Origin of the sequence: Escherichia sp. WS1451, from assembly GCF_046487365.1 — a bacterium.
In the GTDB taxonomy this organism is placed as follows: Bacteria; Pseudomonadota; Gammaproteobacteria; order Enterobacterales; family Enterobacteriaceae; genus Escherichia; species Escherichia coli.
Genome location: NZ_JBJQJP010000007.1, coordinates 203497 through 216373 on the forward strand (window position 1 = coordinate 203497; position 12877 = coordinate 216373).

The window sequence follows — 12877 nt, forward strand, 5'->3', positions numbered from 1 at the left end:
GGAGGAAATTTTAATGGAAACCGTATCTGACGCACTGAAAGCACTGAAAAAAGCCTCTTCACATGTGGTGGCAGCTCGCCTTGGAATCAGTCGTGAAGAGGCTGTCAACGAGCTGTGGGAACTCAAAAGAAAAGGCGTCGTTGATAAAACTGGTCACACCTGGTTTCTGGCTGGCGAAGGTGAATCCCGGGTAACCGAAGAGCGGCCAGTAAAATCTGAAGCACAGGATATGCTGACCGGGGAGGTCGAACAAAAAGTTACCGCAGACATGATGATTGAGTTTATCGGTCAGGATGGGGCTAAAACGTGTGAGGAACTGGCGGGTAAGTTCGGTGTCAGTACTCGCAAGGTTGCTTCCACGCTGGCGGTGGTAACCGCAACGGGGCGGCTGGCACGCGTTAATCAGAACGGTAAATTTCGTTACTGCATGCCGGGCGATAATTTACCAGCAGAGCCGAAAGCCGCGCTGGTAACGGAAAGTGATGGTAAGGCCTTTCCTCAGCCAGCAGGTGCTGCGTTACCAGTCCGGGAAGCCGCAACACAGGAAGAAATTAAAACAGAAACTGTGGCGGACATTGTGCAGCCGTTGCCATCGTTTACCGAAACGCAAGCAGATGAGCTGATTTTTCCGTCCCTTCGCAGGGCAAACCTGGCGCTGCGCAGGGCGAAAAGTGATGTTCAGAAGTGGGAGCGAGTCTGCGCCGCGCTGCGGGAGCTGAACAAGCACCGGGATATTGTTCGACAGATTACTGATTCTTCCCGCCGTGTTGTATCGGAAAAGTGATTGCCGGAGGCGCTTATGGCAAAAGTATTTACACAAGAAGAGCGGGAAAAAATTAAAGGGCAGGTTGTTGAACTTGTACGTCTGAGCGGTCGCGAGACGTTGCGGCAACTGGAAGCCAGGACAGGTGCGACAAGATATCTGATGAGTGTTCTCGCCAGAGAGCTGGTTGCCAGTGGCGATGTATACAACTCTGGTTACGGGTTATTCCCGTCTGAACAGGCGCGTAAGGACTGGCAAAATGCTCGCAAAAAACTCTCAAGGGCAAAGGTGAAGAAACCTGCAGTGGTTGATCCGGACCTTATCTGGTCGTTACCAGACGGCGAAATACGCCGCTACGACAGGCGCCTGAATATAATCTGTCGCGAGTGCCGGAAGAGCGAAGCTATGCAGCGTGTACTGGCATTTTATCAAGGAAATGTTAGGTATTTTAGACGTTACTAGATTAAAGAGCATTAGTTCAGATGTGAATTGACATTTTCATGGCGCAGGGTAGAGCCAGCGTGGTTGTCCGCTTTGCGTCAAAACCAGATATTACCAGATTTAGACATATATTCCCGATAGACCTGCTCTGATGCTACACTCTGTGCTATTTTCATGACCCCAATAAAAATATTTATGACTATTGCTGATTTCAAACGGCCTAAATTGGAGCTCCCAAACGGGGCAAACAAACTACTACTGCACTCTTGCTGTGCTCCATGTTCCGGTGAAGTGATGGAGGCGCTTCAGGCCTCGGGAATCGACTACACCATCTTTTTCTACAACCCGAACATTCATCCTCAGAAAGAGTATTTAATTCGTAAGGATGAAAATATTCGCTTTGCTGAACAACACGGCGTGCCGTTTATCGATGCTGATTACGACACCGACAACTGGTTTGAACGTGCCAAAGGAATGGAATGGGAGCCTGAGAGGGGGATCCGTTGTACCATGTGTTTTGACATGCGTTTTGAGCGGACAGCGTTGTACGCTGCTGAAAATGGTTTCAGTGTGATCAGCAGTTCACTGGGCATTTCACGCTGGAAAAATATGCAGCAGGTTAACGAGTGTGGGCGGCGAGCTGTTGCGCATTATCCGGGTATGGTGTACTGGGATTATAACTGGCGCAAGCAGGGCGGCTCGTCCCGTATGATTGAAATCAGCAAGCGCGAAAAATTCTATCAGCAGGAATATTGTGGCTGTGTGTATTCTCTGCGCGATACCAATCTACACCGCAAATCTCAGGGACGCCCTCTTATCAAAATTGGCCAACTCCACTACGGAAAAGAAGAGAAGGAGTGATTTTATGGATCACCTTTCTGATTGATTTTATATTGGCGAGGTAACGGGAGTTAAGTAGAATGGCTGCGGGTGCTTGAGGCTATCTGTCTCAGGCATGAACACCAAAGGCAGATAGAGAAAAGCCCCAGTTAACATTACGCGTCCTGCAAGACGCTTAACATTAATCTGAGGCTCAATCTATGAACGGCAAATCTAGGTTAGCCTCTTACGTGCCGAAAGGCAAGGAGAAGCAGGCTATGAAGCAGCAAAAGGCGATGTTAATCGCCCTGATCGTCATCTGTTTAACCGTCATTGTGACGGCACTGGTAACGAGGAAAGACCTCTGCGAGGTACGAATCCGAACCGGCCAGACGGAGGTCGCTGTCTTCACAGCTTACGAACCTGAGGAGTAAGAGACCTGGCGGGGGAGAAATCCCTCGCCACCTCTGATGTGTCAGGCATCCTCAACGCACCCGCACTTAACCCGCTTCGGCGTTTTTTCCGTTGATTAACTCTAGTTATTAGAGAACCGAACTTTTATTGATGGGGCAGGGAGATGAAGAAACTTGTTTTAGTCGCAGGTGTAATGATTGCAACAGTAATGTTGGGAGGGTGTGCAGCAAAGATCGATCCAGCGTTGAAAGCAGAAGCAATGAAGCCACTAACATGTAATGATGAAAAGCAATGTGACTTTTATTGGAAACGAGCGCAATTCTGGTTGGCTAATAATTCCTCATGGAAAATTCAAACGGCGACAGACACGCTAATTTCCACTTATAATCCCTCTCCAAATAGTCCATTCCTCGCTTATCAAGTGAGTAAAATGCCAAATGAAGATGGATCCTCAAGAATTTTCATCAAGCCTTTTTGCGATAATATGTTTGGCTGTCAACCAAACCCCTATCAGGCAGTTGTTTCCTTTAAAAACTTCGTTAAAACAGGGCAGTAGTGTATAGCTTGGACGATAAATTATTAGTGAAAACGCCGTAAACCCTCACCCAATGTGGACTAAGTCTATCAAACATGACTGTGATGATTAGTCCGTAGTTGTTGTCTATGAAATCTGGATTGAGTCAGGGTTTAATCCAATAATTATTCTATCGTTCCTTTACAAGTCCGGTATATTACTTTCAGTTTGTTTTAGCATACCCGCTTCGGCGGGTTTTGTTTTTTCCTGGCATTCTGGTTTACAATTCGCACGCCAGCCTGAACAACTGGCACCTGCTGCGCCAGCAGAGACAACCGATGGCGCACGATACCAAATTACACAATTCTGATGATTCTGCCGTCTTTGCCAGCAGGCACGGGCGGCGTTCCCGCACTTTCAAATCTGACTGGTTCCAGCATGACCCATGTACTGAAGAACAGGCCGAATGGCTAATTCATAACTATCGCAGACGCGGATACGAGATTAAGAAAGCCCTCAGCCTCGATTATCGTCACTGGATAATCTATGTCAGGCTCCCTTATTCCGAACGCCCACCGCGCCCATCCCGCACATACCAGCAACGGATCTGGAGGTAACGTGCGGATATTACTTCGACCTGTTCTGGTACCGGAACTCGGGCTGGTGGTCCTTAGGCCGGGCCGTGAATCCATGCAAGTATTTCATAACCCTCGAGTGCTGGTGGAGCCTGAACCGAAAAGCATGCGCGGTCTGCCGTCCGGAGTCGTCCCTGCCGTTCGCCAGCCGCTGGCGGAGGATAAATCATTACTGCCATTTTTCAGCGATGAGCGGGTGATTCGTGCTGCTGGCGGCGCTGGGGCGCTGTCTGACTGGCTGTTGCGTCATGTCAAATCCTGCCAGTGGCCTCATGGTGACTATCATCACAGTGAAATCGTCATACATCGTTACGGTACCAGCGCGATGGTGTTGTGCTGGCACTGCGACAACCAGTTGCGTGACCAGACATCCGAATCACTCGGGCAACTTGCTCATCAAAACCTGTCAGCATGGATGATTGACGTCATACGCCATGCAATGAATGGCACGCAGGAGCGGGAATTGTCGCTGGCTGAATTATCTTGGTGGGCGGTCTGCAATCAGGTGGCGGACGCGCTTCCGGAGGCAGTATTACGTCGTTCTCTGGGGGTACGTGCGGAAAAAATCCGCTCCTTGTACCGCGAAAGCGACATCGTACCGGGAGAGCAGACCGCCACCAGCATACTGAAGCAGCGCACAAAAAATCTTGCGCCGTTGCCTCATGCCCACCAGCAACAGAACCCACCACAGGAAAAGACGGTGGTATGCATCACCGTTGATCCGGAGTCTCCGGAATCTTTCATGAGGCGACCTAAACGTCGCCGTTGGCTAAATGAGAAATATACGCGCTGGGTGAAGACACAGCCGTGTGCGTGTTGTGGTCAGCCAGCCGACGATCCCCATCACCTGATTGGTCACGGTCAGGGAGGGATGGGAACAAAGGCCCACGATATTTTCACGCTACCGTTGTGCCGGGAACATCACAACGAACTTCATGCGGATCCGCTGGCGTTCGAAGAAAAGCATGGTTCCCAGGTTGATTTAATTTTTCGTTTTCTTGATCACGCCTTTGCAACCGGCGTGCTCGGGTAAAAGAGGTTACTGATGCGTATAGAGTTTGTTTTGCCTTATCCGCCGACGGTGAATACTTACTGGCGACGTCGTGGCAACACATATTTTGTATCAAAAGTCGGTGAGCGTTATCGCCGTGATGTGGCACTAATTGTTCGCCAGCAGCGGTTGAAATTAAACCTGTCCGGAAGGCTGGCAATAAAAATTATTGCAGAGCCACCGGATAAGCGCCGCCGCGACCTGGACAATATCCTGAAGGCACCACTGGATGCGCTGACGCATGCCGGACTTCTCATAGACGACGAGCAGTTTGATGAAATCAATATTGTGCGCGGACTGCCTGTTCCTGGTGGTCGGCTGGGGATAAAAATCACAGAACTGGAGTGCGCATGAATAACCAGTATTTACAGTTTGTGCGTGAGCAGCTCATTATCGCTACCGCTGATTTGAGTGGGGCAACAAAAGGTCAGCTTGAAGCCTGGCAGGAGAATGCCATGTTTGATACAGGGCGTTACAGGCGTAAAAAAATCCGGTACCGCGATGAAGTGACTGGAAGAATGATAACGCGGGATAGTCCACCGATACCGGGAAAACAATCACTGGCGAAAGGCTCATCAATTGCTCTGGTAAGTCAGGTTGAGTTTTCGACATCATCATGGCGACGGGCAGTTCTGTCTCTTGAAGAACATCATAAAGCCTGGTTGTTGTGGTGTTACAGCGGGAGTATTTGTTGGGAATATCAGATCGCGATAACACAGTGGGCGTGGAATGAATTTAATACTCAATCCGGTACCAGAAAAATTGCAGGGAAAACGCAGGAACGCCTGAAAAAATTAATCTGGCTGGCGGCGCAGGCATTAAAAGCAGAACTTTTTGGTGGGGAAGGTTATGAATACCAGGAGCTGGCATTACTGGCGGGAGTGACAACTAAAAACTGGTCCAAAACATTTACTCGTCACTGGGTTGCAATGAAACACATTTTTCACCGACTTGATAGTGAGGCTTTATTGTTTGTAATGAGAACACGTTCAAAACAAAAGGCGGCATTTTCAAAGCAAAGTGTTGCAAAAGTAGATTGAAAGGCATATATTTCATGCAAATCTGATATTTTGCCGATTTTGTACGTGATGGCAAAAGCAAACAAAACCCGCCCACAAGCGGGTTTTTTGTGCCACTTATCTCGGATAGACATGGTGAATGCGCTGGTGGAGGAGATAAGGGTGATTTTTGAATGCTTGCAACATTGATTTCGTAACGTTATTATCCTGCGCCCGGCCCTTTAGCTCAGTGGTGAGAGCGAGCGACTCATAATCGCCAGGTCGCTGGTTCAAATCCAGCAAGGGCCACCAGCCGCCACTAGCTCATCAGGAAAGAGCGTCAACCCTTTAAGTTGAGTGTGCGAGGTTCGAGTCCCCGGTGGCGGTCCAGTGCCGACTTAGCTCAGTAGGTAGAGCAACTGACTTGTAATCAGTAGGTCACCAGTTCGATTCCGGTAGTCGGCACCATATGCGGGCATCGTATAATGGCTATTACCTCAGCCTTCCAAGCTGATGATGCGGGTTCGATTCCCGCTGCCCGCTCCAGTTAGAGTCTTTCAGTCTGCGATGATGGGAAATCCCGGAGTGACTGAAAGACGTTTAAGTTATGAATGATCGCCTTTTTTTGCAAAATTGCTGTGCAGAAATACTAACCTTCGGGCAGGCGATCATTCATAAGCACTCTGCTTTTATTCCGATTAACTGTGGGTGGTTTGTTGGATAGAGTGCTTTCCTTTCTGTATATATCGTTTCGCCCGCTTTTGCGGTTTTTTCTTTTCAAATCCCTTTCATTTCTCAGTGTAAAACTACGCCATCCGTTATTTGCGGAGGTGAGGCTATGAAATCCATGGACAAAATTTCAACGGGCATTGCCTACGGCACCTCCGCAGGCAGTGCTGGCTACTGGTTTTTACAGTGGCTTGATCAGGTCAGTCCGTCACAGTGGGCTGCGATTGGTGTACTGGGGAGTCTGGTTCTGGGCTTCCTGACTTATCTGACAAATCTGTACTTCAAAATCAGAGAAGACAAGCGTAAGGCTGCACGGGGAGAGTAATTCAATGACTCAAAACTATGAACTGATTGTGAAAGGGATCCGCAATTTTGAGAATAAAGTTACGGTAACTTTAGCGTTACGGGACAAAAAACGCTTTGACGGTGAAATTTTTGGCTTGGACATCTCGCTGGACCGTGTTGAAGGTGCCGCGCTGGAGTTTTATGAGGCAGCAGCCAGAAGGAGCATCAGACAGGTCTTCCTGGATGTTGCTGCCGGGTTATGTGAAGGGGACGAGCTGTTGCCAGAAACGCGCCCCTGTTCAGAGGCGCGGTATACCATAAAAATTAACAGTTCTGATAACTCGATTACAGGTTGTTAGCTTTTTGCAGTTGGCTTTCCAGTATCTTTCATTGGTAGCATCCTGATAAATATCCATGAGCGCAAAAATCAAATACGGCCTGTCAGCTGCTGTTCTGGCGCTGATTGCTGCAGGCGCGTCTGCTCCTCAAATACTTGACCAGTTTCTGGATGAAAAAGAGGGTAACCACACTACGGCATACCGCGATGGTTCCGGTATATGGACCATCTGTCGTGGTGCCACAATGGTGGATGGTAAGCCCGTCATACCGGGAATGAAGCTGTCGAAGGAAAAATGCGACCAGGTTAACGCTATTGAACGTGATAAGGCGTTGGCATGGGTGGAGCGCAATATTAAAGTACCACTGACCGAACCACAGAAAGCGGGTATAGCGTCATTCTGTCCCTATAACATTGGCCCCGGTAAGTGTTTCCCGTCGACGTTTTATAAGCGGCTGAATGCCGGTGATCGTAAGGGCGCATGCGAGGCGATTCGCTGGTGGATAAAAGATGGTGGGCGCGATTGCCGCATACGTTCAAATAACTGCTATGGACAGGTTATTCGTCGTGACCAGGAAAGCGCATTAGCCTGTTGGGGGATAGATCAGTGAGCAGAGTCGCAGCGATTATTTATACTCTGGTTATCTGCACCATCGTCTGCCTGTCGTGGGCGGTCAATCATTACCGTGATAACGCCATCGCCTACAAAGAACAGCGTGATAAAAAAGTCAGTGAGCTGAAGCAGGCGACTGCCACCATCGCTGACATGCAACAGCGTCAGCGTGATGTTGCTGCGCTCGATGCAAAGTACTCGAGAGAATTAGCCAATGCGAAAGCTGAAAATGAAACTCTGCGCGCTGATGTTGCCGCTGGTCGTAAGCGCCTGCGGGTCAATGCCAGTTGCTCCGCAGCCGTGCGTGAAGCCACCGGACCCACCAGCGTGGATAATGCAACCAGCCCCCGACTGGCAGACACCGCTGAACGGGATTATTTCACCCTCAGAGAACGGTTGATGACGATGCAGAAGCAACTGGAAGGGGCACAGCTATACATTCGTGAGCAATGTCTCAGATAAAAAACGGCCAAGGATAATCCGCTAAAGATTCGCCGGTGGCGAAAGAGAGCCAAGGTGTCAACCTACGCTATTACTTATGATAATGCAACAGACGAAGCGGGACATTCAGGTGCATAACAAAGCGTGGCAGGTGAACTGCAAACCTGAAAAGGCGCAAAAATCTGCGCCAGAATGGTAGTTATTTTGTGGTTTTGAAAAGTTTCATGTACTGATTGATAGGTTTTCCTGAGTAAGAATCTGTCCCTGGCTCAGGAGTATCAGATAAAACTTTTGCAGCTAATTTGTTGGAGGCTTGATTACCAACCCCGACAATAGCCTCTACATAGAATTCATTGAAGGAATTTCTAAATCCGTATTGCATTTCTTCAATGCTGGCGATGAGAAGTTGAGTACCGATGCCTTGCGCTTTATATTCATCGGCTACTGCATAGCCAACGCCAAAGCATGGTTTACCTTCAACAAACTCTGCAGGGACATATATAGCAACACCTTTAACATTTTCTCCTTCAAAGAATGCATAAGTAAACCGTGGTGTACCCTCTGCATCATCCAAAAGCACCTTCATATTTGGGTGAACTATGCATGGTGAAGGCTTAATCAGACCATTAGAAAAGGCGTATTGAAAACTAATTAATGAGTCTGTTGGATCAACGAGTTCTGGCATTTTGAGTCCTATGTATTTTGATATAAGCGATTCAACATACTACTTTCTTACGTTTAATTCTTTAACATTAACGAGCCAGGATTCGAAATTTTGAAAAAGAGTAAAGTTTTTAATAATTCATTCAAAGCATATCGCATGTGCACATCTAAGAAAGGCTTTCAGCTGTGAGCCTGGGTAAACCGTAAACTTTCGGCGACTCTGCCGTGCGACAGGTTCACGTCTAACATGTCTAAAAGGAAGAGTTATGAAGTTTCAGGTCGCTAAACTGTATCGTGGTAAACATTTCGCAGGGTATGGGATTGCAGTTGATGGTGAGTTACTGGAAGGGCAGCTTTCCGCCAGGACAGAGTCACGCGGAGGCGAGCCACCAACAGTCACTGTGACTTTCAGACTGACAGCAGAACATATCGAGAATCAGCCCGTCATTCAACTGAACAGGGGGTGAGGTATTTATGCCATCACGAATCCCACGCGCCTGCCGTAAGCGTGGATGTGCAGGTACAACCACAGACAGTTCTGGTTACTGCGATAAACATCGTGGCGAAGGATGGGTACAGCATCAACGCGGACTGAGCCGCCACCAGCGTGGCTATGGCTCGAAATGGGATGCCATACGTGCGCGCATACTGAAGCGTGATAATCATCTGTGTCAGAACTGCCTGCGCAATGGGAGAGCCGTTGAAGCCAGAACTGTGGACCACATCATTCCGAAAGCTCATGGTGGCACGGATGCAGACAGTAACCTGCAGAGTCTGTGCTGGCCCTGTCATAAAGCAAAAACAGCGCGCGAACGCATCAATTGATAACAGTTCCCATCTGTAGGGGAGGGGCGGGTCAAATCTCTGCAACCCTGGCTGCTCAGTACCGCCGCCTGACCCTTCCTCACATCGCCGCAGGTTCGAAAACTTTTTTTTGGAAATGTGAACAAACGATTGATAGGTAAGACCGATTATGTCAGGACCTCCGAAAACCCCGCCACGCCTGCATTTGATTCGAGGCAACCCCTCAAAGCGCCCCGTTAAAGACCACAAAAAAACCGCTAAAAAGGATGAAAAAGGTCTTCCTAAAATTCCGCAGCATTTAGGGGCTCAGGGGAAGTACTGGTTCAGGCGAATGGCGGAAGAGCTGAATGCGGAAGGGATCATTTCTCAGCTTGATGCGCGTGCGCTCGAGTTGCTGGTGGAAGCCTACACCGAATATCGGCATCACTGCGAAACACTCGATGTTGAGGGGTATACCTACCGCACGGAAACGCAGAGCGGTGATGTACTGATTAAGGCGCACCCCGCGGCGGCAATGAAAGCGGATGCCTGGAAGCGGATCCGGGCAATGCTTGCAGAGTTTGGTATGTCACCGGCAAGCCGGGCTAAAGTAAATATCGCCGGACCGGATGATGTTGATCCGCTGGCGGAGCTTTTAAAAGCGAGAGACTGATGGCAAAAGTGGCTGACGGGATCCGCTACGCCGAACGTGTTGTCGCAGGAGAAATTGTTGCTGGCGAATTTGTCCGCTTGGCCTGCCAGCGTTTTCTTGATGATCTGAAGTACGGCGAAGAGCGGGGGATTTATTTCAGTGAACCCCGTGCGCAGCACATCCTGAATTTCTACAAATTTGTGCCTCATGTAAAAGGGGCGCTGGCAGGCCAGCCCATTGAACTGATGGACTGGCATGTATTTATCCTCATTAATATTTTTGGTTTTGTCATTCCGCTGGTGAATGAAGAGACCGGGGAAGTTGTCATGCGCAGCGATGGCAGCGGACGTCCGGTGATGGTGCGCCGGTTCCGGACGGCGTACAACGAAGTCGCCCGTAAAAACGCAAAATCAACTCTGTCATCGGGTATCGGCCTGTATATGACGGGGGCAGATGGTGAAGGCGGTGCTGAGGTGTATTCAGCCGCCACCACGCGTGACCAGGCCAGAATTGTGTTTGAAGACGCCAAAAATATGGTCAGAAAAGCCCGGTCGACACTCGGGCGGTTGTTTGATTTCAACAAGCTGGCGATTTACCAGGAGCAGAGCGCATCAAAATTTGAACCGCTTTCCTCGGATGCAAACAACCTGGATGGTCTGAACATCCACTGCGCCATTATTGATGAGCTGCATGCACATAAAACCCGCGACGTGTGGGACGTTCTGGAAACGGCAACCGGTGCCCGCCTGCAGTCCCTGTTATTTGGTATCACCACGGCAGGGTTTAACAAGGAAGGGATTTGTTACGAGCAGCGTGATTACGCCATCAAGGTATTGCGTGGCTATAACAGCGATGTGGAGGGCGCTGTAAAAGACGACTCCTACTTTGCGATTATTTACACCCTCGATGAGGGAGATGATCCGTTTGATGAAACGGTCTGGCAGAAAGCGAATCCCGGCCTGGGCATCTGTAAACGCTGGGATGATCTGCGTCGCCTGGCGAAAAAAGCGAAAGAACAGGTCTCTGCGCGGGTGAATTTTTTTACCAAACACATGAATGTGTGGGTAACAGCAGAGTCTGCCTGGATGGACATGATTAAGTGGGAGAAGTGCGAATACATTGCCCCACGACATGAGCTGAAAACGTATCCCATGTGGGTCGGCGTTGACCTTGCTCATAAGATTGATATCTGTGCGGCGGCAAAACTCTGGCGAACGGATAACGGGCATGTTCATGCCGATTTTAAATTCTGGCTTCCGGAAGGACGGCTGGAACGATGCTCGCGGCAGCAGGCAGAACTTTACCGGAAGTGGGCGGAGATGGATAAGCTGATTCTGACGGATGGTGATGTTATCGATCATGCTCAGATAAAAAGTGACTTACTGGAATGGATTGGTGGTGAAAACCTCAGGGAACTGGGATTTGACCCGTGGAGCGCGATGCAGTTCAGCCTGGCACTGGCTGAAGAAGGGATACCGCTGGTGGAGGTTCCGCAGACGGTTCGCAATCTGTCAGAGGCCATGAAGGAAACGGAATCACTGGTCTATGCCGGGCGTTTCCATCACAGCAATCATCCGGTCATGAACTGGATGATGTCTAACGTTACGGTAAAACCGGACAAAAACGACAATATCTTCCCGAATAAATCCACGCTGGAAGCCAAAATCGACGGCCCTGTTGCGATGTTTACAGCAATGAGCCGGATGCTGGTCAATGGTGGTGAACCGGAGCTGGATCTGTCTGAACATCTGGTCAGCGTGGGCATCCGTTCGCTTTAACCGAGGTCATTATGTTTCTGATAATTCTCGCGCCACTGGTGGGCGTGCTGGGTGCGCTTTTGCTGGCGTATGGTGCCTGGCTGATTTATCCCCCGGCGGGTTTTGTTGTTGCCGGGGTGCTGTGCCTGTTCTGGTCGTGGCTGGTGGCGCGATATCTCGACCGTACACAGCCGTCTGTCGGCGGAGGTAAATAGTGTTCTTTTCGGGATTATTTCAACGAAAAAGTGACGCGCCGGTGACCACGCCAGCAGAGCTGGCGGATGCCATCGGGTTGTCTTACGACACCTATACCGGAAAGCAGATCAGCAGTCAGCGGGCCATGCGACTGACGGCGGTTTTTTCCTGCGTCAGAGTGCTGGCAGAGTCGGTCGGGATGTTGCCCTGCAATCTGTATCACCTGAACGGCAGCCTGAAACAGAGAGCCACCGGCGAACGTCTGCATAAGCTGATCTCCACGCATCCCAATGGCTATATGACGCCGCAGGAGTTCTGGGAGCTGGTGGTCACCTGTCTGTGCCTGAGGGGAAACTTTTACGCCTACAAAGTGAAAGCATTTGGCGAAGTGGCTGAACTGCTGCCCGTCGATCCCGGTTGTGTGGTACCGAAGCTTAACAGTCGCTGGGAGCCGGTCTATCAGGTCACATTCCCGGACGGTTCCACGGATGTACTGAGCCAGGAAGATATCTGGCATGTGCGCACGCTGACGCTGGACGGTCTGGTGGGACTGAATCCCATCGCCTATGCCCGCGAGGCAATATCGCTGGCAGCAGCGACCGAAGAGCACGGGGCCAGACTGTTCAGCAATGGTGCGGTGACGTCCGGTGTGTTGCGTACAGAACAGACGCTGTCGGATCAGGCTTATGAGCGCCTGAAGAAAGATTTTGAGGAGCGTCACACCGGGCTTGGCAATGCTCACCGCCCGATGATCCTTGAGATGGGGCTGGACTGGAAGTCGATGGCG

General features: G+C 49.9%; 20 protein-coding genes and 4 tRNA genes. 23 read left to right on the top strand and 1 reads right to left on the bottom strand.

Annotated features, from left to right (window positions below; translation table 11 throughout):
* The first annotated feature begins 13 nt into the window (after positions 1 to 13).
* The 17 genes from ACJHX7_RS11935 to ACJHX7_RS12015 all read left to right on the top strand — a co-directional run bounded on the left by ACJHX7_RS11935 (position 14) and on the right by ACJHX7_RS12015 (position 7999).
* Complete coding sequence (locus tag ACJHX7_RS11935; protein ID WP_000450998.1) at positions 14 to 784, top strand: DUF1627 domain-containing protein; 771 nt, start codon at positions 14 to 16, stop codon at positions 782 to 784.
* Positions 785 to 799: 15 nt separating this feature from the next.
* Complete coding sequence (locus ACJHX7_RS11940; RefSeq protein ID WP_001151165.1) at positions 800 to 1225, top strand: DUF977 family protein; 426 nt, start codon at positions 800 to 802, stop codon at positions 1223 to 1225.
* A gap of 174 nt (positions 1226 to 1399) precedes the next feature.
* Positions 1400 to 2065, top strand: a complete 666-nt coding sequence (locus ACJHX7_RS11945; protein WP_000150294.1) for an epoxyqueuosine reductase QueH — start codon at positions 1400 to 1402, stop codon at positions 2063 to 2065.
* 236 nt (positions 2066 to 2301) lie between these two features.
* Positions 2302 to 2457 carry a type I toxin-antitoxin system toxin HokD gene (hokD, locus tag ACJHX7_RS11950; protein ID WP_000813254.1) on the top strand — a complete coding sequence of 52 codons (156 nt, stop codon included), beginning with the start codon at positions 2302 to 2304 and terminating at the stop codon, positions 2455 to 2457.
* A 143-nt stretch (positions 2458 to 2600) separates the two neighbouring features.
* On the top strand, positions 2601 to 2993 hold the full coding sequence (locus tag ACJHX7_RS11955; protein WP_000737634.1) for a hypothetical protein: 393 nt from the start codon (positions 2601 to 2603) through the stop codon (positions 2991 to 2993).
* A 296-nt stretch (positions 2994 to 3289) separates the two neighbouring features.
* Complete coding sequence (locus tag ACJHX7_RS11960; RefSeq protein WP_024175747.1) at positions 3290 to 3568, top strand: hypothetical protein; 279 nt, start codon at positions 3290 to 3292, stop codon at positions 3566 to 3568.
* Between the two features lies 1 nt (position 3569).
* A complete protein-coding gene (locus ACJHX7_RS11965; RefSeq protein ID WP_024177899.1) occupies positions 3570 to 4619 on the top strand; it encodes a DUF968 domain-containing protein in 1050 nt (349 codons plus the stop codon).
* A gap of 12 nt (positions 4620 to 4631) precedes the next feature.
* Positions 4632 to 4991: a RusA family crossover junction endodeoxyribonuclease gene (locus ACJHX7_RS11970; RefSeq protein ID WP_001217424.1), complete on the top strand. Its 360-nt coding sequence runs from the start codon at positions 4632 to 4634 to the stop codon at positions 4989 to 4991.
* Positions 4988 to 5677, top strand: a complete 690-nt coding sequence (locus tag ACJHX7_RS11975) for a bacteriophage antitermination protein Q (protein WP_001064900.1) — start codon at positions 4988 to 4990, stop codon at positions 5675 to 5677. Before ACJHX7_RS11970 ends, ACJHX7_RS11975 begins: the two co-directional genes overlap by 4 nt.
* Before the next feature lie 194 nt (positions 5678 to 5871).
* Positions 5872 to 5947, top strand: a tRNA-Ile gene (locus ACJHX7_RS11980).
* 1 nt (position 5948) lies between these two features.
* Positions 5949 to 6025 (top strand) — tRNA-Lys (locus tag ACJHX7_RS11985).
* 2 nt (positions 6026 to 6027) lie between these two features.
* Positions 6028 to 6103 (top strand) — tRNA-Thr (locus tag ACJHX7_RS11990).
* A gap of 3 nt (positions 6104 to 6106) precedes the next feature.
* A tRNA-Gly gene (locus ACJHX7_RS11995) sits at positions 6107 to 6181 on the top strand.
* A 292-nt stretch (positions 6182 to 6473) separates the two neighbouring features.
* Positions 6474 to 6689, top strand: coding sequence for a class II holin family protein (locus ACJHX7_RS12000; protein ID WP_000839572.1), 216 nt, complete (start codon positions 6474 to 6476; stop codon positions 6687 to 6689).
* Between the two features lie 4 nt (positions 6690 to 6693).
* The gene (locus tag ACJHX7_RS12005) at positions 6694 to 7008 is read left to right on the top strand and encodes a DUF1327 domain-containing protein (RefSeq protein WP_000193292.1); all 315 of its coding nucleotides are present in this window, start codon (positions 6694 to 6696) and stop codon (positions 7006 to 7008) included.
* A 55-nt stretch (positions 7009 to 7063) separates the two neighbouring features.
* Positions 7064 to 7597: a lysozyme gene (locus ACJHX7_RS12010; protein ID WP_001274714.1), complete on the top strand. Its 534-nt coding sequence runs from the start codon at positions 7064 to 7066 to the stop codon at positions 7595 to 7597.
* A 216-nt stretch (positions 7598 to 7813) separates the two neighbouring features.
* A complete protein-coding gene (locus ACJHX7_RS12015) occupies positions 7814 to 7999 on the top strand; it encodes an Rz1 family lipoprotein (protein ID WP_001228685.1) in 186 nt (61 codons plus the stop codon).
* Between the two features lie 240 nt (positions 8000 to 8239).
* Here the strand turns inward: ACJHX7_RS12015 and ACJHX7_RS12020 are convergent, their stop codons facing one another.
* The gene (locus ACJHX7_RS12020) at positions 8240 to 8725 is read right to left on the bottom strand and encodes a GNAT family N-acetyltransferase (RefSeq protein ID WP_001114684.1); all 486 of its coding nucleotides are present in this window, start codon (positions 8723 to 8725) and stop codon (positions 8240 to 8242) included.
* 244 nt (positions 8726 to 8969) lie between these two features.
* Between ACJHX7_RS12020 and ACJHX7_RS12025 the strand changes: the two genes are divergently transcribed.
* From ACJHX7_RS12025 to ACJHX7_RS12050, 6 genes are all read left to right on the top strand, one after another.
* A complete protein-coding gene (locus ACJHX7_RS12025; RefSeq protein WP_000671993.1) occupies positions 8970 to 9170 on the top strand; it encodes a hypothetical protein in 201 nt (66 codons plus the stop codon).
* Between the two features lie 7 nt (positions 9171 to 9177).
* Positions 9178 to 9528: an HNH endonuclease gene (locus ACJHX7_RS12030; RefSeq protein WP_001140099.1), complete on the top strand. Its 351-nt coding sequence runs from the start codon at positions 9178 to 9180 to the stop codon at positions 9526 to 9528.
* 148 nt (positions 9529 to 9676) lie between these two features.
* Positions 9677 to 10159: a phage terminase small subunit P27 family gene (locus ACJHX7_RS12035; RefSeq protein ID WP_001317918.1), complete on the top strand. Its 483-nt coding sequence runs from the start codon at positions 9677 to 9679 to the stop codon at positions 10157 to 10159.
* Positions 10159 to 11916 carry a terminase large subunit gene (locus ACJHX7_RS12040; RefSeq protein WP_001140902.1) on the top strand — a complete coding sequence of 586 codons (1758 nt, stop codon included), beginning with the start codon at positions 10159 to 10161 and terminating at the stop codon, positions 11914 to 11916. The genes ACJHX7_RS12035 and ACJHX7_RS12040 overlap by 1 nt, the downstream gene beginning before the upstream one ends.
* Positions 11917 to 11927: 11 nt before the next feature.
* A complete protein-coding gene (locus ACJHX7_RS12045; RefSeq protein WP_000478567.1) occupies positions 11928 to 12110 on the top strand; it encodes a hypothetical protein in 183 nt (60 codons plus the stop codon).
* Positions 12110 to 12877 (top strand): phage portal protein (locus tag ACJHX7_RS12050; protein ID WP_227481694.1); only part of this gene is annotated, 768 nt, incomplete at its 3' end. The genes ACJHX7_RS12045 and ACJHX7_RS12050, both read left to right, overlap by 1 nt.

Bases quoted from the DNA above. Each gene is read 5' to 3' on its own strand.
- ACJHX7_RS11945 (WP_000150294.1), top strand. From the start codon at position 1,400: ATGACTATTGCTGATTTCAAACGGCCTAAATTGGAGCTCCCAAACGGG.
- ACJHX7_RS11975 (WP_001064900.1), top strand. From the start codon at position 4,988: ATGAATAACCAGTATTTACAGTTTGTGCGTGAGCAGCTCATTATCGCT.
- ACJHX7_RS11960 (WP_024175747.1), top strand. From the start codon at position 3,290: ATGGCGCACGATACCAAATTACACAATTCTGATGATTCTGCCGTCTTT.
- ACJHX7_RS12045 (WP_000478567.1), top strand. From the start codon at position 11,928: ATGTTTCTGATAATTCTCGCGCCACTGGTGGGCGTGCTGGGTGCGCTT.
- ACJHX7_RS12005 (WP_000193292.1), top strand. From the start codon at position 6,694: ATGACTCAAAACTATGAACTGATTGTGAAAGGGATCCGCAATTTTGAG.
- ACJHX7_RS12010 (WP_001274714.1), top strand. From the start codon at position 7,064: ATGAGCGCAAAAATCAAATACGGCCTGTCAGCTGCTGTTCTGGCGCTG.
- ACJHX7_RS12030 (WP_001140099.1), top strand. From the start codon at position 9,178: ATGCCATCACGAATCCCACGCGCCTGCCGTAAGCGTGGATGTGCAGGT.
- ACJHX7_RS12000 (WP_000839572.1), top strand. From the start codon at position 6,474: ATGAAATCCATGGACAAAATTTCAACGGGCATTGCCTACGGCACCTCC.
- ACJHX7_RS12035 (WP_001317918.1), top strand. From the start codon at position 9,677: ATGTCAGGACCTCCGAAAACCCCGCCACGCCTGCATTTGATTCGAGGC.
- ACJHX7_RS11940 (WP_001151165.1), top strand. From the start codon at position 800: ATGGCAAAAGTATTTACACAAGAAGAGCGGGAAAAAATTAAAGGGCAG.
- ACJHX7_RS12020 (WP_001114684.1), bottom strand. From the start codon at position 8,725: ATGCCAGAACTCGTTGATCCAACAGACTCATTAATTAGTTTTCAATAC.
- ACJHX7_RS11935 (WP_000450998.1), top strand. From the start codon at position 14: ATGGAAACCGTATCTGACGCACTGAAAGCACTGAAAAAAGCCTCTTCA.
- ACJHX7_RS11955 (WP_000737634.1), top strand. From the start codon at position 2,601: ATGAAGAAACTTGTTTTAGTCGCAGGTGTAATGATTGCAACAGTAATG.
- ACJHX7_RS12040 (WP_001140902.1), top strand. From the start codon at position 10,159: ATGGCAAAAGTGGCTGACGGGATCCGCTACGCCGAACGTGTTGTCGCA.
- ACJHX7_RS12015 (WP_001228685.1), top strand. From the start codon at position 7,814: ATGCGAAAGCTGAAAATGAAACTCTGCGCGCTGATGTTGCCGCTGGTC.
- ACJHX7_RS12025 (WP_000671993.1), top strand. From the start codon at position 8,970: ATGAAGTTTCAGGTCGCTAAACTGTATCGTGGTAAACATTTCGCAGGG.
- hokD (WP_000813254.1), top strand. From the start codon at position 2,302: ATGAAGCAGCAAAAGGCGATGTTAATCGCCCTGATCGTCATCTGTTTA.
- ACJHX7_RS11970 (WP_001217424.1), top strand. From the start codon at position 4,632: ATGCGTATAGAGTTTGTTTTGCCTTATCCGCCGACGGTGAATACTTAC.